Raw genomic sequence first — 22,376 nt, forward strand, 5'->3', positions numbered from 1 at the left:
ACTCAGATGGGGAGTTTGCGGAAGATCGGACGCGGCACGTGGCGCAGCGCCATCATGACGAAGCGGAACGGCCCCGGTGCCCACACCAGATCCTTGCCCTTGCGGGACGCGGACACGGCCAGCTTGGCGATGTCTTCCTTGTCGACAGTCAGCGGCGCTTCCTTCACATGGGCGCTGAACTTGGTGCGCACCATGCCCGGACGGATGACGGTCACACGAGGCCCGAACTCGCGCAACGCTTCTCCGAGACCGAGGTAGAAGCCGTCGAGTCCGGCCTTGGTGGAGCCGTAGACGAAGTTGGAGCGTCGCACACGCTCGCCGGCCACCGACGACATGACGATGATCCGGCCGAAGGCCTGCGCCTTCATCTTCTCGCCGAGAAGGACGCCCACCGACACGGACGCCGTGTAGTTGATGTTCGCCGTCAGAACGGCCTTGCGCTGGTCCTGCCACAGCAGTTCGGGATCGAAGTCGACCGCGAACGCGACGATCGCGACGTCGACGTCACCTTTCGACCACGCCGCGTCGACGACCTTCGGGTGCGATGCGGTGTCCAGTGCGTCGAAGTCGATGACCTCCACGGACTTCGCGCCCTTGGCGGTGAGCTGCGCGACGGCGTCGTCACGCAGGGGATCGTTCGGCAGTGCGGCGAGGATGACGCGCGCCGGGGACGAGGACAGGTACTCCTCGGTGATGGCGAGACCGATCTCGCTCGTTCCGCCCAGTACGAGAATTGTCTGCGGGTTACCCACAGCGTCGATCGTCACAGCAGTTCCAACCTTCTGGCCATATCGGAGGCGAAAACGCCCGTGGGGTCGACGGATCGGCGGATCGCGATCCACTCGTCGATGCGCGGGTACATCGCGTGGAACGTCTCGGCGGACGTCCGCGAATCCTTGGCCGTGTAGAGACGACCACCGAATTCGAGGACGCGCTTGTCCAGCTCTGCGACGAATTCGCCGAGGCCCGCCTTGATGGGGAAGTCGACGCAGACGTTCCATCCCTCGATGGGGAAGCTCAGCGGCGCGTCGTTGCCGGCGCCGAACAGCTTGAACACGTTGAGGAACGAGTAGTGACCCGAGCGTTGGATGTCGCGGATGATCTTCTTGAACTCCTCGACGGCGGTCGGCGGCACCACGAACTGGTACTGCAGGAAACCGGCGGATCCGTACGCACGGTTCCACTCTCCGAACATGTCGAGCGGGTGGTAGAACTGCGTCAGATTCTGAACCTTGCCGCGGTAGGTACCCGACTTGCGGTACCAGAGCTCGCCGATCGGCCCGAACGTGTACTTGTTCGCCAGACCGTTGGGGAAGACGTCCGGGAACGTGAACAGCGGCTTCGCGCTGAAGCGCAGCGGATCCTTCTGCAGCTTGGCCGGGAGCTGATCGAGCGTGGCCAGCGAACCGCGGGACAGGGCGGCGCGACCGAGCTTCGGCGGCCCGGAAATGGCGTCGAACCAGGCGCTCGAGTAGTCGTACTTGCTCTCGCTGCCGTCGCTGTGGATCGCGATGGTCTCGTCGAGGCTCGCCGTGACGTCACCGTCGGCGATGAAGTACGCGGTCTCCGTCGGCGTCATCTCGATGGTGGCGCGCAGGATGATGCCGGTGAGGCCGTTACCGCCGACGGTGGCCCAGAACAGGGGAGCGTCGGGACCGGTGGGCGTGATGTGCCGGACGGTGCCGTCGGCAAGCAGCAGTTCCATCGAGCGCACGTGGTTGCCGAAGCTGCCGGCGCTGTGATGGTTCTTGCCGTGGATGTCGCAACCGATGGCTCCACCGATGGTGACCTGGCGCGTGCCCGGCAGCACCGGCACCCACAGGCCCAGGGGCAACGCGGCGCGCATCAGCTGGTCGAGGTTGACGCCACCGTCGACGTCGACGATGTGGGTCTCGGCGTTCATCGAGTGGATGCGGTTCAGCTGGCTCATGTCGACGACCAGACCGCCGCCGTTCTGAGCGTTGTCGCCGTAGGAACGACCGAGGCCGCGGGCGATGACGCCGCGCCGCAGATGCGACGGCTTGCTCTCGTTCTGCTCCGCGACCCGGGTGATCGCAGCGACCACGACTTCGGGATCGGACGTGGTCAGCACCTGCGCCGTGGTGGGCGCGGTACGTGCCCACCCGGTGAGGGTGCGCGCACTGGTGGGTGGCATTTCGGTGATGGACATCGTTCGTCAGGTTACAGGCAGTGGCAGGCCCAGTACGCTGACGCTCTGTGTCATCAGACGATCACCAGCACGTTCCTCTCCCCGTCGAGATCCCCGTCACGGAGAACACTGCCGACGACGCACTCGACCTGAAGACGCAGATCCTGCGATTCCTGGCGACGGGCGTGCTGTCGGCCATCGTCGATTTCAGCATCACGATCGCGCTCCAGTACGGGCTCGACGTCCAGCTCTCCCTGGCCAAGGCGGCCGGTTTCGTCGTCGGCACGACCGTGGCCTACCTGATCAACAGGCGGTGGACGTTCGCCGCAGCGCCGTCGCGAGCCCGCTTCGTCGCCGTCGTGGTGCTCTACCTGGCGACCTTCGGTGTCCAGAACCTTCTCTACACACTGTTCGGCCACCTGTGGCCGGAGACGATCGTCTACAGCGCTGCCGCGTTCGTCATCGCGCAGGGCACGGCGACGGTGATCAACTTCGTCGTTCAGCGAGCGGTGATCTTCAAACTCCGCTGATGCGCCAGTCCGCGAAGGCGGGTGCTGCGGCGTCCTTGTCGGAGAGTTGGTAGGTCAGCGGGGTGCCGTCGCGGCCGTGGGTGGGCCAGTCGATCGCCAGGTCGGGGTCGAGGGGGTCGATGTCGCGGTCCAGCTCGGGGGCGTATTCGAGCGAGCACAGGTACATCACCGTGGACTGGTCTTCGAGCGAGAGGATCGCATGCCCCAGTCCCTCGGACAGGTACACCGCGCGGCGGTCGACGTCGTCGATCAGGACGCTGTCCCAGGTGCCGTAGGTCGGGGAGTCCACTCGCAGGTCGACGATCACGTCGAGGAACGCGCCTCGTACGCAGGTGACGTACTTGGCCTGCCCCGGTGGGTTCAGCGTCACGTGGATTCCGCGGAGCACCCCGGCCGCGGACACCGAGCAGTTCGCTTGCAACAGGTCCAGCGGCCGGCCGGTCGCCGCGGTGAACTCGGAGGACTTGAACCACTCGAAGAACACACCGCGGTCGTCCCCGAACTGACGCGGGGCGAATTCGTACGCCCCGGCGATGGACAGCTCTCGGATGTTCACGTGTGTCGTCCTCGCTCCAGAAGGTTGAGCAGATAGGTCCCGTATCCGGATTTGACCAAAGCGTTCGCCTGCTCGACCAGCTGGTCGTCGGTGATGAATCCGCGGCGCCACGCCACTTCTTCCGGGGCGCCGATCTTGAGGCCCTGGCGTTGCTCGATGGTGCGCACGTAATTGGACGCGTCGAGAAGCGAGTCGAACGTGCCGGTGTCGAGCCAGGCGGTTCCGCGCGGCAACACCTCTACCTGGAGAGTGCCGGCGTCGAGGTAGTGCCGGTTGATGTCCGTGATCTCGTACTCACCGCGGGGCGAGGGTTGCAGATCGCGGGCGATGGACACGACGTCGTTGTCGTAGAAGTACAGCCCCGGTACCGCGAAGTTGGACCGCGGCTCGGTGGGCTTCTCCTCCATCGAGATCGCCCGTCCGGCGCGGTCGAACTCGATCACGCCGTACGCGGACGGGTCTGACACCTCGTAGGCGAATACTGCACCGCCGGTGAGGTTGTCGAACCGCGACAGTTGTGAGCCGAGGCCGGGGCCGTAGAAGATGTTGTCGCCCAACACCAGTGCGGTGTCGTCGGTGCCGATGTGATCGGCGCCGAGGACGAAGGCCTGCGCCAGGCCGTTCGGCTCGTGTTGCACCGTGTAGGTCAGCGAGATCCCGAAATGCGACCCGTCGCCGAGCAACCGTCGGAACTGGTCGGCGTCCTGCGCGGTGGTGATGACCAGGATGTCCCTGATTCCGGCCAGCATCAGTGTCGAGAGCGGGTAGTAGATCATCGGCTTGTCGTAGACGGGAACCAACTGTTTGCTGACACCCCGTGTGATCGGGTGCAGCCGTGAGCCGGTTCCCCCGGCCAGAATGATTCCCCGCATGATCGTGAAGTCTTTCAGACCGCGCTGGTCGGCGTCGCTCGACGTAAAGTGCCGCCCATGAGAATGCTCGTGACCGGTGGCGCCGGATTCATCGGCGCGAACTTCGTACACCTGACCGCCCGCACCCGCCCCGACATCGCGATCACCGTCCTCGACGCCCTCACCTACGCCGGCAACAAGGCCTCCCTCGACCCCGTCGCCGACCACATCACCTTCGTCCACGGCGACATCACCGACACCGCCCTCGTCGACCGCCTCGTCGCCGACACCGACCTCGTCGTCCACTTCGCCGCCGAATCACACAACGACAACTCCCTCGGCGACCCCTGGCCGTTCGTCCACACCAACATCATCGGCACCACCACCCTGCTCCAGGCAGTCCGCACCCACGACGTGCGCTACCACCACATCAGCACCGACGAGGTCTACGGCGATCTCGAACTGGATGACCCCGCACGGTTCACCGAGACCACCCCCTACAACCCGTCCTCGCCCTATTCCTCCACCAAGGCCTCCAGCGACCTGCTCGTGCGCGCCTGGACCCGCTCTTTCGGCGTCCGCGCCACCCTCTCGAACTGCTCCAACAACTACGGGCCCTACCAACACGTCGAGAAGTTCATCCCCCGCCAGATCACCAACGTCCTCACCGGCACCCGCCCCAAGCTCTACGGCGCCGGACTCAACGTCCGCGACTGGATCCACGTCGACGACCACAACACCGCCGTCTGGACCATCATCGACAACGGCGCCCTCGGGCAGACCTACCTCATCGGCGCCGACGGCGAAACCGACAACCGGACCGTCGTCGAAACCATCCTCGAACTCTGCGGCCACGACACCAACGACTACGACCACGTCACCGACCGCCCCGGCCACGACCTGCGCTACGCCATCGACAGCACCCGCCTGCGCACCGAACTCGGCTGGACACCCACCTACACCGACTTCCGCGCCGGCCTCACCGCCACCATCGACTGGTACCGGAGCAATCCCGCCTGGTGGCAGGCTCGGAAACAGACCACCGAGGCCGCTTACGCGGCAGGAGGGGAGCGCATCACCTGACCGGGGGCGGTTTAGGGACCGAGTGTCCATTGTTACGTCGCTGTGACCCTGTGCCACACTGACCGGGTTCGGGCCGCCCATCGGCGGCTTTCCGCGCCCGTCTTGGAGTTGTCGTGTTGCTGTCGGTGGTCGTCCCGTGTCACAACGAGGAAGACGTTCTACTCGACCTCGCAGAGCGCCTGCTCGAGCAGCTCGCACCGACGGATCCGGACGTCGAGGTCATCCTCGTGGACGACGGTAGTAAGGACGACACCGTCGCCATCATGCGTCGTCTCAATCTCGAGGATTCGCGCATCCGCTACATCTCGCTGAGCCGCAATTTCGGCAAGGAATCGGCCATGTTGGCCGGTCTCGTCTACGCCAAGGGCGATGCCGTCGTCATCATGGATGCAGACCTGCAGCATCCGCCCGAGCTGATCATCGACATGCTGCGGCTTCACGCAGAGGGCTACGACCAGGTGGTCGCTCGTCGCACCAGAGACGGTGATTCCTTCGGGCGTACCGCCTTCGCCCGGTTGTACTACCGCGCCGTCAATCGACTCGTGGACGTGGACATGCAGGACGGAGCCGGCGACTTCCGACTGCTCAGCAGGCGCGCCGTGGATGCGCTGCTGCAAATGGGTGAATACAACAGGTTTTCCAAGGGCCTGTTCTCCTGGATCGGTTTCCCTACGGCCACAGTCGATTACAAGAACGTCGCTCGTCAGGGCGGCGGTGTCAGCAAATGGTCCTTCCGGCGGTTGGTCAACTACGGCATCGACGGCATCATGTCGTTCAACAACGCGCCCGTCCGACTGGCGATCTACATCGGCGCGTCGGTGATGGCGCTGGGGCTGGCATACGTTCTCTTTCTCGTCATCGCGGCGATCGTCGCGGGCGTATCGGTTCCGGGGTACGTCACGCTGGTGGCCGCAATCATCGGGCTGGGAGGGCTTCAGCTGATGTTCCTCGGCGTGATCGGCGAATACGTCGGTCGGATCTATTACGAGACGAAGCAACGGCCGCACTTTCTCGTGGCGGAAACCGAGAGCGGCGACGCTCCGAGCAGGGCGGTCCGCCGCCGCCGGGTCGCTCGGGACAGTGCGGACGATACGGAGTGACGGCCGACGTGCCCCACCCCTCCGGTCGCCGCGAGTCGATCGCAGCGGCGGTTCCCGGCGTGGTGCGATTCGCCGTCGTGGGCGTCGTCAACACCACGGTCTACTACGGCAGTTACCTGCTTCTGCGACTCGTCGTCCCGTACATCGCCGCACACCTGATGGCCATCGTCGTGGCGATGGTGGGATCCTTCTTCCTGAACTGCTACTGGACTTTTCGCACGCCGCCGACCTGGCGTAAGTTCGCCCTCTTTCCGCTCGGCAACGTGGTCAACTACGTCGTGACGACGGTGGGCGTGATCGCCCTGGTCGACGGCGTGGGGATGGACGAGCGCATCGCCCCGCTCGTCGCGGCGGTCGTCGCCATCCCGTTCACCTTCGTGCTGTCCAAGAGGATCCTGACGCGCAGCCACGAGCCGTCATCTGCGCAGGCCGGGTTGCGATGACGGCAGGGGTCGAAACCGTCGACGAACCACGGGCGGATCCACGCCACGGGCGGCGCGCGCCGGATGTCCTCGGCGTCGTCCTGGTGGCCGTGACGGTAGGCCTTCTCGCGTCTCTGGCGCAGTGGCGCGGCACGTTGTTCTTCTACGTCGGCGACATGTACGAGCAATTCGCGCCGTTGTGGCACGTATTCGGATCCCAGTTGCGCAGTGGCACGTGGATCACGATGGACCCGTCCGGATGGATGGGTGGCAATTACGCGGCCGAGGCGCTGACCGGCATCTGGAACCCGGTGAACCTGGTCAACTTCGTGATCGTGTCCTATTTCGACGATCTCGCGCTGGCCGCGTTCGTCGTCGCGGCCGAGATGACAGCAATTCTGGGTGTCGGCGTCTACCTGCTGGCGCGGTCCTACGGCGCACGGTGCTCACCGGCGTACCTCGTCGCGATCGCACTGCCGGTCTCGGGCCTCACGCTCTGGTACGAAGCTGCCGGATGGCCTGCCGGACTCGCGGCCTTCACCTGGGTCGTCCACTTCTGGTGGTCCTGCCGGATGTTCTCGCTCGGCCGACTGCCCGCACTCGTGCCCTTCGTGTTCGGATTCCTGGCGATGACGGCAGGCAACCCGTACGCGCCCCTCGGGCTCGTCGTGGTGCTCGTGGCGGTCGGTGTGGAGCTGCTGGTCCGAGGCGACCGTGCACGCCTCGCCATGCTCACGATCACGGGGGCATGTGTGGGGGCCGTCGCCTTGATGGTCTTCCTGCCGCTGCTCGGGTCCAGCGCCGTGACCAGTAGGCAGTCTCTGGCCACGATCGCCAACGACACGTTCCTCGTCCCCGACATCGGTGATCTGGTGGCCGGCAGCTCGCCGACCTACCTACCGTCCATCTCGAACTGGGGAGGGGAACGACTCGAGGGAGTCCCGTCGACCTACTTCGCCTGGTTCTTCCTGCCGCTCCTCCCATGGCTCCGCTGGCCTTCGCTTCGGAAACGCTTCTCCGGATCGGCAGGTCTTGCCGTCGTCGGCGGCTTCTATTTCCTTGCCAGTCTGGCCCCGTCCAACGTCTGGCTCTTCCGGTGGCCCTTCCGGCTGGTCGAATACCTTTATCTGGTGGTGGCGATCGTCGTTGCCGTCGCGCTGTCCGCCGGCCTCGCGCGCGACCACGTCCGGCGGCGTGCGGGCCTCACCGGTGCGGCGATCCTCCTCGGCGGCTATCTGTCCTGGGCTGTCCGACCGGACCTGTCACTGACGCACCTCGTCGGGCTCGTGGTGGTTGCCGTGTTCGTGTCGGCCATGGTCGTCGCCGGTCGACGTGGGGCGACGGTGCTGATGGTGGTGATAGCGACCGTGGGAACGACGGCGGTGCTGGCTGTGCAGACCTCGTCGTTCCCGTCCGCCGCGCAACCGCTTCCGTCGTCGGAGCCGGAACCCGAAGAGCCTCCCGAGGGAGGTTCTGCGGCGATCTCGCTGGACCGGATGCGTGCCGGCTCGCAGTTCTATCGGGGCACCGTGCTCCAACTGGCAGACCGATCGACCGTGACCACCGAGGACAGCGACGCCGGCAGGCTGCTGTTCGGAAACCTCGGCCGCGCTACCGGTGCGCAGACAGTGGCGAGTTACACCGGTATGGGCTTCGACACGTTCGCGGAGACGCTCTGCATGGATTACCGCGGAGCTGTCTGTGCCGACGCGTTCGATCGCGTGTTCGCGCCGGCGTCGCAGACGGTCGACGCACCCCTCGTCGACGTCATGGGGGTGTCCACACTCGTCCTGCAACGAACGCTGCTCCCGGAGGCGACGTCCGGCCCCCCGCCGCCGGGGTGGCGTGTCGCGGCGTCCGACGGCGCACGGGTGGTCTGGACGCGCGATGACGTGGATGTCACCGGAGCCGGACCGGCGACCTGGTCGTCGTCGCAGGTCACGTACCGCACGGTGTCGAGTGCTCCGTCCGAGGAGACTCTTCGGATCGATGCTCGGGCGGCCGGGACCGTCGTCTTCTCCCGGCTTGCCTGGCCCGGGTACGACGCCACACTCGACGGATCGCCTGTCGCCGTGAGGGAGGGTCCGGCGGGACTTCTCGCCGTCGACGTGCCCGCCGGAAGCGGACTGTTGCAGGTGACGTATTCGTCACCGGGGCTCGCGGTGGGACGAGTGGCGGCAGCGCTGGCCACCGCAGTGGTCGTGATCATGTCGATCGGAGTGGGCCTGGTCGGGCGGCGGCGCGCCCGTTCACGCCGGGGCGAAGACAGCCCGATCGGTTGATATCGTCGGATTCGTCGTTCGACGTGGTTCGGCACAGTGGTGGCTCACACCGCAGATCCATAGGAGAGTGTGATGAGCAATTCCGTGAATGTCGATGCGCGATCCAACAACCTCGCCGCGGTACGACGGACCATGGTCGAGCACGAGGCGCCGACTCGTCTGGTCGTGCAGCGCGGAACGTTCGCGGGCCCGTCCAGCCGGGTCTCCGACGACCTGTACGCGTCGATCACGGTCGGTGACGTCCACCGCCGCAGGTTCGACGTCACGGTCGAGCAGGGCGCGTCCGTCGACACCGACACCTACTTCGGACGCTTCGCCGCGAGCTACTTCCAGCGGTGGACGACGGTCACCGAGGTCACCGTGTCTTTCGATCACGAGGGCGCCGGCGAGGTCCGATTGAGAGCATCGGATTCCGGGGGAAACGATCGCACGGTGACCACGGTGCGTGTCAGCGGCACCGGACGGCAGTCACTGACCTCGCCGGTCGACAGCTTCCTCGACGGTGGATATCTGTGGATCGAGATCGCGGCGGTCGAGGACCGACTCCGACTGTCCGCCGTCGAATGGACGGTGGCTGCTCCCACGGTCGTTCGGCCGGCCGCTATTGCCATCTGCACGTTCAATCGCGCCGCCGACTGCGCCGAAACCCTTGCCGCGCTCGCTGCGGACGAGCAACTGGTCGCGGGATTGGATGCGGTGTTCGTGGTCGACCAGGGCACCGACGTCGTGGCCGACCGTCCGCTCTTCGCGGAGGTCCGGGAGATCCTCGGCGACAAGCTCGTCTACATCCAGCAACCCAATCTCGGTGGGGCGGGCGGGTTCACGCGAGGAATGTTCGAGATCACCGCGATCAACGAGCACGCCAACGTCATCCTGATGGACGACGACATCCTGTGCGAGCCGGAAAGCATCCTGCGGATGAATGCCTTCGCGAACGTGACGGTGACGCCGACCCTCGTCGGCGCCCAGATGCTCTACCTCATGAACCCGCTCAACCTTCATGTCAGTGGCGAGGAGGCGGATCTGCCGAAGTTGAAAGCCGGTCGCTGGTCGGCTAATTCGCTGCACGATGCAGATCTGACCGAGAAGCGTCAGAACAAGCGTGTCGATGCCGGGTACAACGCGTGGTGGTCGTGTCTGATCCCCGCCGAGGTCGTGTCGGAAATCGGCCTGCCGCTGCCCATGTTCTTTCAATGGGACGACATCGAGTTCGGAATCCGCGCCAGGGCACATGGTTTCGCAACGGCGACACTTCCCAACGCAGGTGTCTGGCATGCCGATTTCCATTGGAAGGACCGCGACGACTGGGCGAAGTACTTCAGTGCGCGGAACTCACTGATCGCCGCGGCCCTGCACAGCGATTTCGACGTGAAGTCGCTGAGCAAGCTGCTCACACGGGAGATCTCGCAGTTCGCGGTCTCGATGCAGTACGGCCTCGCTCACACGTCGTTGCAGGCGATCGAGGACTTCCTCGCGGGTCCGTCGATACTCGACGACGGTGGACAGTCGGTGCTGAAATCGGTACGGGCGATGCGCAACGAACATGCGGAGACGGTGAAGCATCCCGCCAGTGCGATCCCCGGCGTCGTGTCGTCCGATCTGGTCACCAGTCCTGCGGGGTACACCCCCAACAACAAGATGCTCGATCTTGTTCTCCTGAAACGCGTCCGGGATCAGTTCCGAGGCGGCGTTCGCGGCGAGTTCGCGTACATCCCTGCTGCGGACGCGCATTGGTGGCACGTGTCGCTGTTCGATCGGGCCGTGGTGGCGGACGCCTCGCAGTCCGGCGTGCGGGTGCGCCGTCGTGACGTGGCCGAGGCCAAGGTGGTGGCCAAGCGTCTCAAGGACGTCATGACACGCTTCCGTGCCGAAGGCCCGGAAGCGCAGCGCCAGTTCCGTGCTGCCCTTCCCGCTCTGACGAGCCGCGAGAACTGGGCGCGCCTCTACGGGCTCGACGGCCCCACTACGTGAGTCTGACCGCGACCTGCTCGCCGTTGGACGTGTAGGCGAGGTACTCGAACGTCACCCCGGTGCGTGCGACGAATTCCGTCCACGCCTGATATTCGTGTGCTGCCCAGCCGGGGAAGTTGAAGAACTCGTCGAACACGATGACGGTGCCGGGAGCCAGCCGCGACTCGAGTCGGCGCAGTACGAAGTCGGTCGACGAATACAGGTCCGCGTCGAGATGAAGGAACGCGACAGGGCCGCGATTCTTCGACAGGAACGGCCCGAGGGTCTGCTGGAACGTGCCCTTGACCAGATGGGCGCCGGGAACATCGGGAAGCGCGTCCTGCGCGAACGTGCCGGCCTCGAATCCGGTACGCCAGGTCTCCGGCAGGCCGGTGAAGGTGTCGAATCCGACGACGACTCCGACGTTCGCTGCCCGCGTCCATTCGTCGACGATCGTCGTCAAGGTGCTTCCCGACGCGACGCCGAACTCGAGGGCCATACCGTCGATCGACACGGCGTTCAGTGCGTGACGCAGCGTGAGGTTCGGATGCGTGAACGCGCGCGTCCGCGGCATGTGCTGCTCGACGAAATCCGCGCTGGATGCCGTGGCTTCGATGTCCGACGCGAAGGGGATGTCCCGGCGCATCCGGAACTCGAGTGTCGAGATCGACTCCTGCAGGTCGGCGATGGTCTTCGCCTGGCCTCTCAAGATGTCGACGAGCTCACTGTGTCGACGGTCGGCCTCGGGCGCCACGGCGTCCTGGACGGCCTGCACGACCTTGCCCCGCGCGGAGGCTCTGACGCGTCGGCTCCACTGCATTACCCGCACCGTCCACTCGTCATGGGGACATACCGTAGTTCAGGGTTTGCGGAAGTACTCATCCCGGCCGAGCTTGCGCAGACGCAACCATTCGCGCAGCCCCTTCGGGTCGCGCGTGGTGACGACGAAGTACCACCCGAAGCGCACCCATTCCTGCGGCAGCAGCTTGCGCATGCCCGGCTGCGACATCAGATAGCCACGGTTGCGGTAAGTGAAATACCGCTTCGTCGCGTCGTCCGGGTACTGGGTGTGCATGCGGCCACCGAGGATCGGCTTGAACTCGTCCGATCCGTTGGGGTGGAGATAGGCGGTCTGCAGGCAGGTGCCGAACGCGAGCCCCGAGCGCGTGAGACGGCGGTGGATCTCCACCTCGTCGCCTCGGACGAACAGCCGCAGATCGGGTACTCCGACGGCCTCGATCGCGGCAGCCGTGAACAGCGCTCCGTTGAACAGCGACGCGTACGACGGCAGCAATTGCTCCTCGCCCAACTCGGATCGCCACCGCCTCCACGCGGTGCCGCGCCGCAGAGGGAAGGCGAGGCGATCGGGTTCGTCGATGTCGCACACGACTGGAGACACCTCGTCGAGGCCGTACCGCTCGGCGCAGTCGAGCAGAGTCGCGAGAACGTCCGGTCCTTCGGGGCGACCGTCGTCGTCGGCCAGCCACACGCGGTCCGCGCCCAGGGCGAGTGCGTGGAGCATCCCCAGCGCGAATCCTCCGGCACCGCCGAGGTTGTGCTTGCTGCCGATGTAGGTGGTCTGCACGGACGCGTTCTCGACGAGCTCACGGACCGCCGGTTCGTCCGCGTTGTCGACGACGATCAGGTGGTCCAGTGGACGCGACTGCGACGTCAACACCTCGAGGGACTGCGCGAGCAGTTCGCGACGACGGTGCGTGACCACCACACCGACGATGCGTTCAGGCACGGTCGTCGCGATCGGCAGCCTCGAGCTCGTCGATGACGCGCCGGACGTGGTCACCGGCGTCGTCGCCCTCGTACGAGCGCACCACGTCCTCGATGCCGCCGCTCTCGCGCACATGTCCGTGGTCGATCCACATCGCCGAATCGCACAGCTGCGCCAGGAACTCATTGGAGTGCGAGGCGAACACGAGGATGCCCGACCGTGCGACCAGTTGCTGCAACCGGATGCGAGCCTTCTTCATGAATTCGGCGTCGACGGCGCCGATACCTTCGTCGAGAAGCAGGATCTCCGGGTCGATGCTGGTGACGACGCCCATCGCGATGCGGACGCGCATGCCGGTCGAGTAGGTGCGCAGCGGCATGTCGAGGTACTCGCCGAGTTCGGTGAAATCGGCGATCTCGTCCACCTTGGACATCATCTGTTTGCGCGTCTGGCCCAGGAACAGCCCGCGGATGATGATGTTCTCGTATCCGGAGATCTCCGGGTCCATTCCGACGCCGAGGTCGAACACCGGCGCGACGCGTCCCTTAACGACGGCGCTGCCACGCGTCGGTTCGTAGATGCCCGCGAGCAGCCTCAGAAGTGTCGACTTCCCGGCGCCGTTGTGCCCGACGAGCCCGACGCGGTCGCCTTCCTTCAGCGACAGCGTGATGTCCCGCAGTGCTTCCACCACGACGACGTCGCTGCCGTTACGTCCGATCGTGCCGCCGGCCTTGCCCAGGAAGGCCTTCTTCAGCGATCGCGTCTTGGCGTCGAAGATCGGGAAGTCGACGCACGCGCCGTGCGTCTCGATGCTGACTGTCATGTGTGTCTCGTCCGATCAGACCCAGTAGGGCACGCGGGCCCGGAACGTACGCATCGCCACCATGGTGACGGCCAAGCCGACCACGGTGAACGCCAGCACGATGTACCAGTGGTACGCCTGCTGGTCCTCGCCGATCAGCGGGGCGCGGAGAATGTCGAGGTAGTGGAACAGAGGGTTGATCTCGACCAGCCGGGCGCGCTCGGCAGCGGCTCCGCCCATCTTCTGCAGGTTCGCCGTGGTCCACACGATGGGCGTCATGAAGAACAGCAAGGTCACGACACTGCCGAGGATCGGCGCCAGGTCGCGGTAGCGCGTGGCGATGATGCCGAAGAGCAACGACACCCACACCATGTTGACGACGATCAGGAAGAACGCCGGTATCGCCATGACGATGGTCCAGTGCAGTTCCGGTCGGAAAACAGCCAGCATGATCAGGTAGATCAGCATGTTGTGACCCAGCAGCAGCACCTGCCGCCACACCAGCCGGTAGATGTGCACGCTGAGCGCGGACGGCAGCTGTTTGATCAGGCCCTCGTTCGCGACGAACACGTCCGCGCCCTCGAGGATCGAGGCGCTGATGAGGTTCCAGATGATGAGCCCGACGGTGACGTGCGGGAGGAACGACTTCAGATCGATGTCGAGAAGGACCGAGTAGAGCAAACCCATGGCGACAGCCTGGACACCGGTGGCGATGGTGATCCAGAAAGGGCCGATGACCGACCGGCGGTAGCGCTGCTTGATGTCCTGCCAGCCGAGACTCAGCCACAGCTCACGCTGGGCGTATCCCTGCCGGAGATCGCGCACGGCTCGGCCGAACGTCTGCGAATCGGACGCGGGAGCCTGCCCGGAGTTCGAATCCCCGGTGTCCGAGTCGATCGCTGGTGCTGCCACGACCGACGACCCTACCGTCGGACTCCGTCAGAGGTACTGGCCGGTGCCCTGGCCGTGCTGACTCGACGGCCCGCCGCCGATGGACACGCCGGGCGGCAGAGCGCCCTGGCGCATCTGCTCGAGCTGGGCGCGCGCCGCCATCTGCTGCGCGAACAGAGCCGTCTGGATTCCGTGGAACAAGCCCTCGAGCCACCCGACGAGCTGAGCCTGTGCGATGCGCAGTTCCGCGTCGGACGGGATCGCGTCCTCACCGAACGGGAGCGCGAGGCGCTGCAACTCCTCGCGCAGCTCCGGCGCGAGCCCCTGCTCGAGTTCGCGGATCGACGACGTGTGGATCTCCTTGAGCCGCGTGCGGCTGGCGTCGTCGAGCGGTGCGGCGCGCACTTCCTCGAGCAGCTGCTTGATCATGGTGCCGATCCGCATGACCTTCGCGGGTTGCTCGACCATGTCGGCCAGAGTCTCCTCGTCACCGTCGCGGTCGTTCGCGCCCGTCACATCGGCTCTGGCTGCGGCCGCAGCGGCCTCGCTGGGGCTCATCGCGATGGGTCGGCCGTCGGGTCCGACGACGACGACGTGATCGGCGGTGTTGTCGTCCGAGTTCGCTTCGTAGGAAGACGTCATGCCTCCATCTTCACCCGGGACGGCGACCGGGTCGTAGCGAGGGGAGTTCACGTGCATGACCTCCATGTCCGCGGCGGCGCCTAGAGTGTGCGGCATGAGCTACGACGTCGCCCGCGTACGAGGGCTCTTTCCCTCGCTCGGCGACGGCTGGATCCATCTCGATCCGCAGCTGGGTATGCAGATCCCCGACCGGGTGGCCACCGCGGTGTCCACCACGTTCCGCGGGACCGCGTCGACACACAGAGGTCGGCACCCGTACGCGCTCCGCAGCGCGCAGGTGGCCGACGACGCCCGGCAGGCCGTCGCAGATCTGGTCGGTGGTTCACCGGAGGGCGTCGTCCTCGGTCCGGACCACGGCATCCTCCTCACCGCACTCGCAGAATCTCTGAGCACCCGTCTCGGGCTGGGGACGGGCATCGTGCTGTCCCGTCTGGACGACGAGGCCAATGTCGCCCCGTGGTTGCGCATCGCCAACCGATACGGCGCCCAGGTGCAGTGGGCGGAGGTGGACATCGAGACCTGCGAGCTGCCCAGTTGGCAGTTCGGTGAGCTCATCGCGGCCAACACCCGCCTGGTCGCCATGACGGCCGCATCGACCGTCGTCGGGTCGGCTCCCGACGTCCGCGTCGCCGCGGATCTGGTGCACGAGGCAGGCGGACTCCTCGTCGTCGACGCCGTGGGTGCCGCCCCGTACGCAGTCCTCGACATCGAGGAACTGCGCGCCGACGTGGTGGCGGTCAACGCGTCCGCGTGGGGCGGTCCGCGTGTCGGTGCCCTGGTCTTCCGCGACCCGGAGTTGCTGGACAGGCTGCCGTCGCAATCGTTGGACACCGACGCGAAGGGTGCCGCGCGCCTGGAGGTCGGCGGGCTGCACTACGCGATGCTGGCCGGGTTGACCGCCTCCGTCGAGTACCTGGCCGGCCTCGACGAGACCGCGCACGGAACGAGGCGACAGCGTCTCGAGTTGTCCATCGGGTCGCTGCAGAACTACCAGGACGGGCTGTTCGACTACCTGCAGACCCGCTTGGCGCCGCTCGATCACGTCATGGCCATCGGGCAGTCGTCGAGTCGCATCCCGTGCCTGAGCATCAGCGTCGACGGCGTCGATTCGGACAAGGTCTCGGCACGTCTCGCCGACAACCGCATCGACGTCATCAGCGGAATGCACGGCGGTAGCCGGTTGCTCGAGTCGCTGGGCGTGGCGGATGCCGGCGGCGCCGTCAGCATCGGTCTCGCGCCGTACACGACACGGCACGAGATCGATCAGCTGATCTCGGTTCTCGAGACCCTGACCTGACTCACCTGACCCGCAGGATGACCTTGCCGACGGTGGAATGGTCGTCGAGCATGCGGTGAGCCTTCGCGGCCTCCGCGATCGGTACCTCGGCGTGCACGACCGGAACGACCGAGCCGTCGGTGATCATCGGCCAGACGCGCTCGCGCACCTGTCGGACGATGTCGGCCTTCCCGCCGGGTCCGGTCAGCGGTCGTGCGCGAAGTCCGGCGCAGTGCACGCTTCCACGAACCTTCATCAGCGCCGAGAAGTCGAACTCCGCGACCCGTCCGCCCTGCATCCCGATCGTGACCAGTCGGCCGTCCATGGCGAGTGCAGAGATGTTGGGAGACAGGTACTTCGCACCCATGTTGTCGAGAATGACGTCGGCACCGTGTCCGTCCGTCGCGGACCGCAACTCCTCGGTGAAGTCCGAGGTCTTGTAGTCGATGAGGATGTCCGCGCCGAAGGACCGGCACGTCTCGAGCTTCTCGGCCGAGCCTGCCGTCACGGCGACGCGCGCGCCGAGCGCCTTGGCCACCTGGATCGCGTGGGTGCCGATGCCGCTGCCGCCGCCGTGGATCAGGAGCGTGTCGCCGGCAGACAGCCCGGCATACATGACGACGTTCGACCACACCGTGCAGGCGACTTCGGGGAGCGACGCGGCGACGTGCAGATCGAGACCCTCCGGAACCGGCATGACCTGTCCGGCCGGCACCACGACCTGCTCGGCGTAGCCACCGCCCGCGAGCAGCGCACACACCCGGTCGCCGACCTTCAATGCGGTGACGTCGTCGCCGACCTCCGCGATCACACCCGAGCATTCGAGCCCGAGGATGTCGGTGGCGCCGGGCGGCGGCGGATAGTTGCCCTGACGCTGCTGCAGGTCCGCTCGGTTGACGGCGGACGCCGCGACGGAGATCAGGACTTCTCCCGGTCCCGGTACGGGATCGGGTACCTCGCTCCAGACCATGACATCGGGGTCGCCGTATTCGGTCAGTGTGATCGCATGCACAGGATCGATGGTATGCCGCGGGGCGTGAGTTGCGACGAGGTCATACCATTCGACTCGGTGACCGGACGAGACGATGCGAACGATGTGCGGCCCGGCATCGGACAACCGGTGGTGGGCCTGCTGGGTGACGTCCGCATCCGCGTCGGTACGCAGTTCTCGGGTGTGCCGGGTCTGCGAGCGCGGACACTGCTGGCGCTTCTCGCGATGACTCCCGGCAAGTTCGTCTCGGTGTCGACGATCATCGACGAACTCTGGCCCGACGGCGGACCGGAGTCGCCGAAGTCCGCCGTGCAGACCCAGGTCTCGCGTCTGCGGTCGGTGGCACCGATGATCGAGACAGGACCGGCCGGGTACCGCCTCTCACTCGATCCGAACGACGTCGACCTGTGGCGAGCCCAGCTGCTCGCCGCGTCGGCATCGTCCCTGGAACCTGCGGAAGCACTCGACACGGTCGCCGACGCGGTCGCGCTGTGGCGAGGCGACCCCGGAGGTGATCTGGGCGACAGCACCGTGGCGGCCGACGTCGCGAAGGCTGCGGCAGACATCCGCGACACGCTGGACTCGATCGCTGTGGCTGCGTCGTCGGATGTCGGTGACCACGCGTCCGCGATCGAGATCGCACGCCGACGCTGGCACCGCGACCGTGCCGACGAGACCGCGGCGTCGTCGATGATGAGCGCGCTGCACGCCGCGGGTCGCACGGCCGATGCGATCGCCGTGTTCGCCGAACTCCGTGAGCTGCTGGCAGATCGGTGGGGCATAGATCCGTCGCCGGTCGTCGCGGCACTGCATGCCGATCTGCTCGGCGCGACAGTTCCGGTCGAGCCGGTCGCGCTGTCGGGCTACCCGGTGGTGGGAGTCCGTCACGCCTCCACCGAGCTCGTGGGCCGGACGGACGACATCGCGGCGGTGGAGAGCCTGCTGTCCCGGGCGCGACTGGTGACCGTCACCGGTCCCGGCGGCAGTGGCAAGACGCGCCTGGCTCACGAGATCGGTCGTCGTGCGACACAACGGGTTCCGGTTGTCGTCGTCGAGTTGGCACCTCTGCGGAGTGGAGACGACGTGGTCGCCGCCATCAGTGGAACCCTGGGACTGAACGAGGCGGACGTCGTGATGGGGTCCTTGCCCATCGGTCCTGTCCATTCCGCGCGTGACCGGCTTCGCGACGCGCTGACATCGCGTCCTCTTCTGATGATCCTGGACAACTGCGAACACGTGTCGACCGATGTTGCCGGCGTGGTGGACGAATTGATCGCCGCGAGCGATCTGGTGCGCATCCTGACCACATCTCGAACGCCGCTGGGTGTCGCTGCCGAGTCGATCTATCCTCTTCCGCCGCTGAATGTCGATGCGGGCGGGTCACCGGCCACCGATCTGTTCATCGCCCGTGCGCGGGCGGTACGACCGACCGTGGTGATCGACCCGGACAGGATCGCACGGTTGTGCACCCGTCTCGACGGTCTTCCGTTGGCCATCGAATTGGCCGCGGCGCGTGCTCGGTCGATGAGCATCGAGGAGATCGACAACGCGTTGGCCGATCGATTCTCGTTGTTGCGCAGCAAGGATCGGACTCGACCGGAGCGGCATCGGACCCTGCATGCCGTCATCGACTGGAGTTGGCAACTGCTCGACGACGGTCAGCGTCGTGCGCTCCGACGGTTGTGCCGCTTTCCTGCCGGCTTCACCTCGCATGCGGCGCGGGCGGTGGCCGAATTCGAGCCGGGCGACCGCATCGACGATGCGGTGGACGGTTTGGTGGAGCACTCGTTGCTCACGGTGGACGAGTCGGACGGGCTGAGGTTCCACATGCTCGAGACCGTCCGTGAATTCGGCGAGGAGCACCTGGCACGCGACCCCGCAGAGCGTGACGCGGTCACCGACTCGATGGTCGCGTGGGCGTCGTCCGTCGCATTACAGGCGCTCGAACTGCATCGGAACGGCAACCGTAACGCGGTCGTTCCGGCGATCGACGCCGAGCACGACAACCTGCTGGCAGTGCTTCGTGTCGCGGCGGTGGAACAACGCTGGTCCGACGTCTTCACGATGTTCCCCGCACTCGCCTACCTGTGGTCTGTGCGGGGTGCGCATTCGGAAGTCGTCAATTGGTCGGTGCGCCTTCTCGGTGCGACCGATGTCGATCCCCGCGGTGTCCCCGACGACATCGTCGTGTTCGCCTACGTCTTCATGGCGTCGCACCTGGGATACGGAGGTTCGCCCCGACAGGCGGCTCGCGCGCGCACCGCGTTGCGACGCGTTCTGCGGGCCAGGCCGGGAACGTCTCCGGCCCTGCGGTTCCCGGCGGTTTTGCTCCTGCACCGGGCCGACGGCAAGGGGCTGGCGAGGGTGCTCGCGGAGGCGGTGAGGTCTGCCGACCCGGAGATTCGAGGTACCGCGCTGATGTTGCGCGGATCGCTGCGCGAGAACCGCGGCGACCTGTACGGCGCGGAACGCGATCTTCGCGCCGCGGCGTCCATCTCGCACGATTCCGACGATCTGTGGGGCATGGCTCAGGCTGCTCAGTCACTGGGAAGTATCCACGGACAGACCGGGAGGCACGAGCAGGCCGCCGAGTTCTATCTCCACGGGGCGCAGTTGCTCTGGCGCCTCCACGCGTACGAGGAGAGTGTCCAGACGCGGACCTTCGCCGCTGCGTCTCTCGTCGCCGCGGACCGTGTCGGTGACGGGTTGGCTCTGCTGTCGGAGTTCGGGCACGGCGATCGCATCACCACGGGGCTTGCTGTGGTCGCGTCCGACGAGGCGATGAGGCATCAGACGCGAGCCACGGTTCTCGGAGCTCGGGCCGAGGCGATGCTGCGTGGAGGAGATGTGTCCACCGGTCTGGCGCTGTATCGGGACGCCGCCGAGCAGTGCCGGTCGGGGTGGGACGACATCGGAGATCCGTACGCCGTGATGTTGGCCTGCGCCTGCGTGGATGCGCATGTGCTGCACGGCGATCACGACAGGGTGGAGGATCTCGTTCGGTGGATCCGCACCCGCGTCTGTGCTCCCCGCAGTGCTCTGGCGCGAGGGGATCTTCCTCAGCTCGGTGCCGTGGCCTGCGCCGTGGGGTCGTATCTGATCGCCCGCGGGCGATCGCCCGAAGGACCGATCCTTCTGGCCGCTGCGACGTCCGTCGCGGCGCGACAAGACTTTCCGTCCATGACGCTCGCCCTGCATCTGGGACTGGCGCGCGGAGTGCTCGGCATCGACGCGGTGGAGACAGCCCTGCTGCGGCGGCCGCGCACCCGGGCCGCCGCAGCGGAGTCGATCCTGGCCGCGCTGACGGCTCAGGCCTTACGCATGTAGGTGCGCACGGTGAGTGGAGCGACGACCAGAACGATGACCGCCGCGCCCAGCAGCGACCACACCACATGGATTCCGGCGTGGCCGGTTCCGGCGAGTTCGCGCACCGCGGTGACCACCTGGGAAACTGGGTTCACGTTCACGAAGGCCTGGAGCCATCCGGGCATGGTGTCCACCGGGACGAAGGCGTTCGACAGGAAGGTCAACGGGAAGAGGATCAACATCGACACGCCCTGCACGGCGGACGCCTTGCTCATCAGGACACCCATCAAGGCGAAGATCCAGCTGATCGACCATGCGCACACGATCACCAGGCCGCCGGCGAGCGCAACTCCTACCGCACCGCCCTCGGGTCGGTAGCCCATGGCGAAACCTGTGGAGAACGTGATGACGGTGGCGATGACGTACCGGACGACATCGGCGAGCAGGGCGCCCGCCAGCGGTGAGATGCGTGCGATCGGAAGGGCTTTGAATCGGTCGAAGACGCCCTTGTCCATGTCCTCACGGAGTTGAGTGCCGGTGACGATCGACGTGGTGATGACCGTCTGGACCAGGATTCCGGGAATGATGACCGGCAGGTAGCTCGCGATGTCGCCGGAGATGGCGCCGCCGAAGATGTAGGTGAACATCAAGGTGAAGACGATCGGAACGAAGACGACGTCGAACAGTTGCTCCGGGTTGTGCTTCAGCTTGAGCAGACCTCGATACGCCATCGTGACGGTGTGGCGAGCGGACATCGAGACGGAGATACGCTCGACCGGGGCGTCGACGAAACTGGGCGCCGAGGTGGGGCTCGTCAGGGTGGTGGTCATGCGGCGTTCTCCTCGGATGTGACGGCCGCGGAGTCGGGCCGACCGGTGATGGACATGAAGACCTCGTCGAGGCTGGGTTTGGCGACGGTGATCTCGGCGACGTCGATCCCGATGTCCCGCAACGAGATCAGGATGTCCGGTGTCGCCGACGCATCTTTCATGGGCGCCGTGACGCGGCCCGATCCGGTGGCAGCGGACGCGTCGAGACCGAGGCGGGTGCTGACCAGGACACGTGCCTCCTCGGTCCGTCCGGGGTCGGCGATCGCCAGAGTCATCGTGGACGTTCCCACCGACGCCTTCAAACTGTCGGCGGTGCCGTCGGCGATGACGCGTCCCCGGTCGATGACGGCGATGCGGTCGCACAGCTGATCGGCCTCGTCGAGGTACTGGGTGGTCAGCAGGACCGTCGTGCCCTCGGACACGAGTCGGCGGATGGTGTCCCACATCTGTACGCGCGTGCGGGGGTCGAGTCCGGTGGTGGGTTCGTCCAGGAACAGCAGCGGAGGTGTCGAGATGAGGCTCGCTGCCAGGTCGAGTCGCCGCCGCATTCCTCCGGAGAAATTCTTCAACGGCTTCGACGCGGCCTCGGTGAGGGCGAACTCCTCGAGAAGGTCGTTCGCACGTCGTCGGCTCTCGGCACGGCCGAGGCCGAGCAGTCGAGAGAACACGACGAGGTTCTCCGTCGCGGTGAGGTCTTCGTCGACCGACGCGTACTGGCCCGTCACGCCGACCAGGGAACGCACGGCCGTGGGCTCCGCGACGACGTCGTGGCCGAACACCCGTGCGCTGCCGCCGTCCGGGCGCAGCAGGGTGGCGAGCATGCGGACGGTGGTGGTCTTTCCCGCTCCGTTGGGTCCGAGAACTCCGTAGACCGCGCCGCGGGGAACGGTCAGGCTGACGCCGTCCACCGCGCGCTGCCGGCCGAAGTTCTTGACGAGGTTGTCTGCTTCGATGGCTGGTTGCATGCGCTCAGCGTGCACCGCCCCGCT

The 22,376-nt window shown here is 66.3% G+C and carries 19 protein-coding genes and 1 pseudogene; 8 read left to right on the forward strand and 12 right to left on the reverse strand.

What is annotated here, in order from left to right; all coding sequences use genetic code 11:
• Window positions 1-2 precede the first annotated feature (2 nt).
• Window positions 3-767 (reverse strand): decaprenylphospho-beta-D-erythro-pentofuranosid-2-ulose 2-reductase, encoded by a 765-nt coding sequence (locus AC0IX4_RS00125; RefSeq protein WP_056072309.1) that lies wholly within the window; start codon window positions 765-767, stop codon window positions 3-5.
• Window positions 764-2,170, reverse strand: a complete 1,407-nt coding sequence (locus AC0IX4_RS00130; protein ID WP_156148913.1) for an FAD-binding oxidoreductase — start codon at window positions 2,168-2,170, stop codon at window positions 764-766. The genes AC0IX4_RS00125 and AC0IX4_RS00130 overlap by 4 nt, the downstream gene beginning before the upstream one ends.
• Before the next feature lie 47 nt (window positions 2,171-2,217).
• Here AC0IX4_RS00130 and AC0IX4_RS00135 point away from each other — a divergent pair, with 47 nt between their 5' ends.
• Window positions 2,218-2,679 carry a GtrA family protein gene (locus AC0IX4_RS00135; RefSeq protein WP_471827631.1) on the forward strand — a complete coding sequence of 154 codons (462 nt, stop codon included), beginning with the start codon at window positions 2,218-2,220 and terminating at the stop codon, window positions 2,677-2,679.
• On the opposite strand, the gene AC0IX4_RS00140 is transcribed toward AC0IX4_RS00135, so the two are convergent.
• Both AC0IX4_RS00140 and rfbA read right to left on the reverse strand, forming a co-directional pair.
• On the reverse strand, window positions 2,666-3,235 hold the full coding sequence (locus tag AC0IX4_RS00140; RefSeq protein ID WP_471827632.1) for a dTDP-4-dehydrorhamnose 3,5-epimerase family protein: 570 nt from the start codon (window positions 3,233-3,235) through the stop codon (window positions 2,666-2,668). The genes AC0IX4_RS00135 and AC0IX4_RS00140 overlap by 14 nt on opposite strands.
• Window positions 3,232-4,107, reverse strand: a complete 876-nt coding sequence (rfbA, locus tag AC0IX4_RS00145) for a glucose-1-phosphate thymidylyltransferase RfbA (RefSeq protein ID WP_471827633.1) — start codon at window positions 4,105-4,107, stop codon at window positions 3,232-3,234. The genes AC0IX4_RS00140 and rfbA overlap by 4 nt, the downstream gene beginning before the upstream one ends.
• Window positions 4,108-4,164: 57 nt before the next feature.
• Here rfbA and rfbB point away from each other — a divergent pair, with 57 nt between their 5' ends.
• From rfbB to AC0IX4_RS00170, 5 genes are all read left to right on the forward strand, one after another.
• A complete protein-coding gene (rfbB, locus tag AC0IX4_RS00150) occupies window positions 4,165-5,169 on the forward strand; it encodes a dTDP-glucose 4,6-dehydratase (RefSeq protein WP_471827634.1) in 1,005 nt (334 codons plus the stop codon).
• 113 nt (window positions 5,170-5,282) lie between these two features.
• A complete protein-coding gene (locus AC0IX4_RS00155; RefSeq protein ID WP_042575086.1) occupies window positions 5,283-6,269 on the forward strand; it encodes a glycosyltransferase family 2 protein in 987 nt (328 codons plus the stop codon).
• Complete coding sequence (locus AC0IX4_RS00160) at window positions 6,266-6,712, forward strand: GtrA family protein (RefSeq protein WP_231568710.1); 447 nt, start codon at window positions 6,266-6,268, stop codon at window positions 6,710-6,712. Before AC0IX4_RS00155 ends, AC0IX4_RS00160 begins: the two co-directional genes overlap by 4 nt.
• Entirely contained in the window at window positions 6,709-8,973 is a 2,265-nt protein-coding gene (locus AC0IX4_RS00165; protein WP_471827635.1) for a hypothetical protein, read from the forward strand. Before AC0IX4_RS00160 ends, AC0IX4_RS00165 begins: the two co-directional genes overlap by 4 nt.
• 72 nt (window positions 8,974-9,045) lie before the next feature.
• Window positions 9,046-10,944: a glycosyltransferase gene (locus AC0IX4_RS00170; RefSeq protein WP_471827636.1), complete on the forward strand. Its 1,899-nt coding sequence runs from the start codon at window positions 9,046-9,048 to the stop codon at window positions 10,942-10,944.
• Here the strand turns inward: AC0IX4_RS00170 and AC0IX4_RS00175 are convergent.
• The 5 genes from AC0IX4_RS00175 to AC0IX4_RS00195 are packed head-to-tail and all read right to left on the reverse strand — an operon-like array spanning window position 10,937 to window position 14,984.
• Window positions 10,937-11,743 (reverse strand): class I SAM-dependent methyltransferase, encoded by an 807-nt coding sequence (locus AC0IX4_RS00175; protein ID WP_471827637.1) that lies wholly within the window; start codon window positions 11,741-11,743, stop codon window positions 10,937-10,939. The genes AC0IX4_RS00170 and AC0IX4_RS00175 overlap by 8 nt on opposite strands.
• A 39-nt stretch (window positions 11,744-11,782) precedes the next feature.
• A complete protein-coding gene (glfT1, locus tag AC0IX4_RS00180) occupies window positions 11,783-12,670 on the reverse strand; it encodes a galactofuranosyltransferase GlfT1 (RefSeq protein ID WP_471827638.1) in 888 nt (295 codons plus the stop codon).
• Window positions 12,663-13,472, reverse strand: coding sequence for a galactan export ABC transporter ATP-binding subunit Wzt/RfbE (wzt, locus tag AC0IX4_RS00185; RefSeq protein WP_042575082.1), 810 nt, complete (start codon window positions 13,470-13,472; stop codon window positions 12,663-12,665). Before wzt ends, glfT1 begins: the two co-directional genes overlap by 8 nt.
• A gap of 15 nt (window positions 13,473-13,487) precedes the next feature.
• Complete coding sequence (gene wzm / locus AC0IX4_RS00190; protein WP_056072288.1) at window positions 13,488-14,363, reverse strand: galactan export ABC transporter permease subunit Wzm/RfbD; 876 nt, start codon at window positions 14,361-14,363, stop codon at window positions 13,488-13,490.
• 27 nt (window positions 14,364-14,390) lie between these two features.
• Complete coding sequence (locus AC0IX4_RS00195; protein ID WP_042575119.1) at window positions 14,391-14,984, reverse strand: bacterial proteasome activator family protein; 594 nt, start codon at window positions 14,982-14,984, stop codon at window positions 14,391-14,393.
• 94 nt (window positions 14,985-15,078) lie between these two features.
• Here AC0IX4_RS00195 and AC0IX4_RS00200 point away from each other — a divergent pair, with 94 nt between their 5' ends.
• The gene (locus AC0IX4_RS00200) at window positions 15,079-16,281 is read left to right on the forward strand and encodes a cysteine desulfurase-like protein (protein ID WP_056073018.1); all 1,203 of its coding nucleotides are present in this window, start codon (window positions 15,079-15,081) and stop codon (window positions 16,279-16,281) included.
• A gap of 1 nt (window position 16,282) precedes the next feature.
• On the opposite strand, the gene AC0IX4_RS00205 is transcribed toward AC0IX4_RS00200, so the two are convergent.
• Window positions 16,283-17,272, reverse strand: coding sequence for an NAD(P)H-quinone oxidoreductase (locus AC0IX4_RS00205; RefSeq protein ID WP_471827639.1), 990 nt, complete (start codon window positions 17,270-17,272; stop codon window positions 16,283-16,285).
• A gap of 57 nt (window positions 17,273-17,329) precedes the next feature.
• Here AC0IX4_RS00205 and AC0IX4_RS00210 point away from each other — a divergent pair, with 57 nt between their 5' ends.
• Window positions 17,330-20,578 carry an AfsR/SARP family transcriptional regulator gene (locus AC0IX4_RS00210; RefSeq protein WP_471827640.1) on the forward strand — a complete coding sequence of 1,083 codons (3,249 nt, stop codon included), beginning with the start codon at window positions 17,330-17,332 and terminating at the stop codon, window positions 20,576-20,578.
• Here AC0IX4_RS00210 and AC0IX4_RS00215 read toward each other — a convergent pair.
• Both AC0IX4_RS00215 and AC0IX4_RS00220 read right to left on the reverse strand, forming a co-directional pair.
• Window positions 20,560-21,387: an ABC transporter permease gene (locus AC0IX4_RS00215; protein ID WP_471827642.1), complete on the reverse strand. Its 828-nt coding sequence runs from the start codon at window positions 21,385-21,387 to the stop codon at window positions 20,560-20,562. The genes AC0IX4_RS00210 and AC0IX4_RS00215 overlap by 19 nt on opposite strands.
• Window positions 21,384-22,298, reverse strand: a pseudogene (locus AC0IX4_RS00220) (ATP-binding cassette domain-containing protein); the annotation flags it as partial. The pseudogene AC0IX4_RS00220 and the gene AC0IX4_RS00215, both read right to left, overlap by 4 nt.
• Window positions 22,299-22,376 lie beyond the last annotated feature (78 nt).

The organism is Rhodococcus sp. AC861 (assembly GCF_979256035.1).

Coding starts and splice junctions, on each gene's coding strand:
- AC0IX4_RS00130 (WP_156148913.1), bottom strand. CDS start 2,170: ATGTCCATCACCGAAATGCCACCCACCAGTGCGCGCACCCTCACCGGG.
- rfbA (WP_471827633.1), bottom strand. CDS start 4,107: ATGCGGGGAATCATTCTGGCCGGGGGAACCGGCTCACGGCTGCACCCG.
- rfbB (WP_471827634.1), top strand. CDS start 4,165: ATGAGAATGCTCGTGACCGGTGGCGCCGGATTCATCGGCGCGAACTTC.
- AC0IX4_RS00165 (WP_471827635.1), top strand. CDS start 6,709: ATGACGGCAGGGGTCGAAACCGTCGACGAACCACGGGCGGATCCACGC.
- AC0IX4_RS00170 (WP_471827636.1), top strand. CDS start 9,046: ATGAGCAATTCCGTGAATGTCGATGCGCGATCCAACAACCTCGCCGCG.
- AC0IX4_RS00175 (WP_471827637.1), bottom strand. CDS start 11,743: ATGCAGTGGAGCCGACGCGTCAGAGCCTCCGCGCGGGGCAAGGTCGTG.
- wzt (WP_042575082.1), bottom strand. CDS start 13,472: ATGACAGTCAGCATCGAGACGCACGGCGCGTGCGTCGACTTCCCGATC.
- AC0IX4_RS00195 (WP_042575119.1), bottom strand. CDS start 14,984: ATGACGTCTTCCTACGAAGCGAACTCGGACGACAACACCGCCGATCAC.
- AC0IX4_RS00200 (WP_056073018.1), top strand. CDS start 15,079: ATGAGCTACGACGTCGCCCGCGTACGAGGGCTCTTTCCCTCGCTCGGC.
- AC0IX4_RS00215 (WP_471827642.1), bottom strand. CDS start 21,387: ATGACCACCACCCTGACGAGCCCCACCTCGGCGCCCAGTTTCGTCGAC.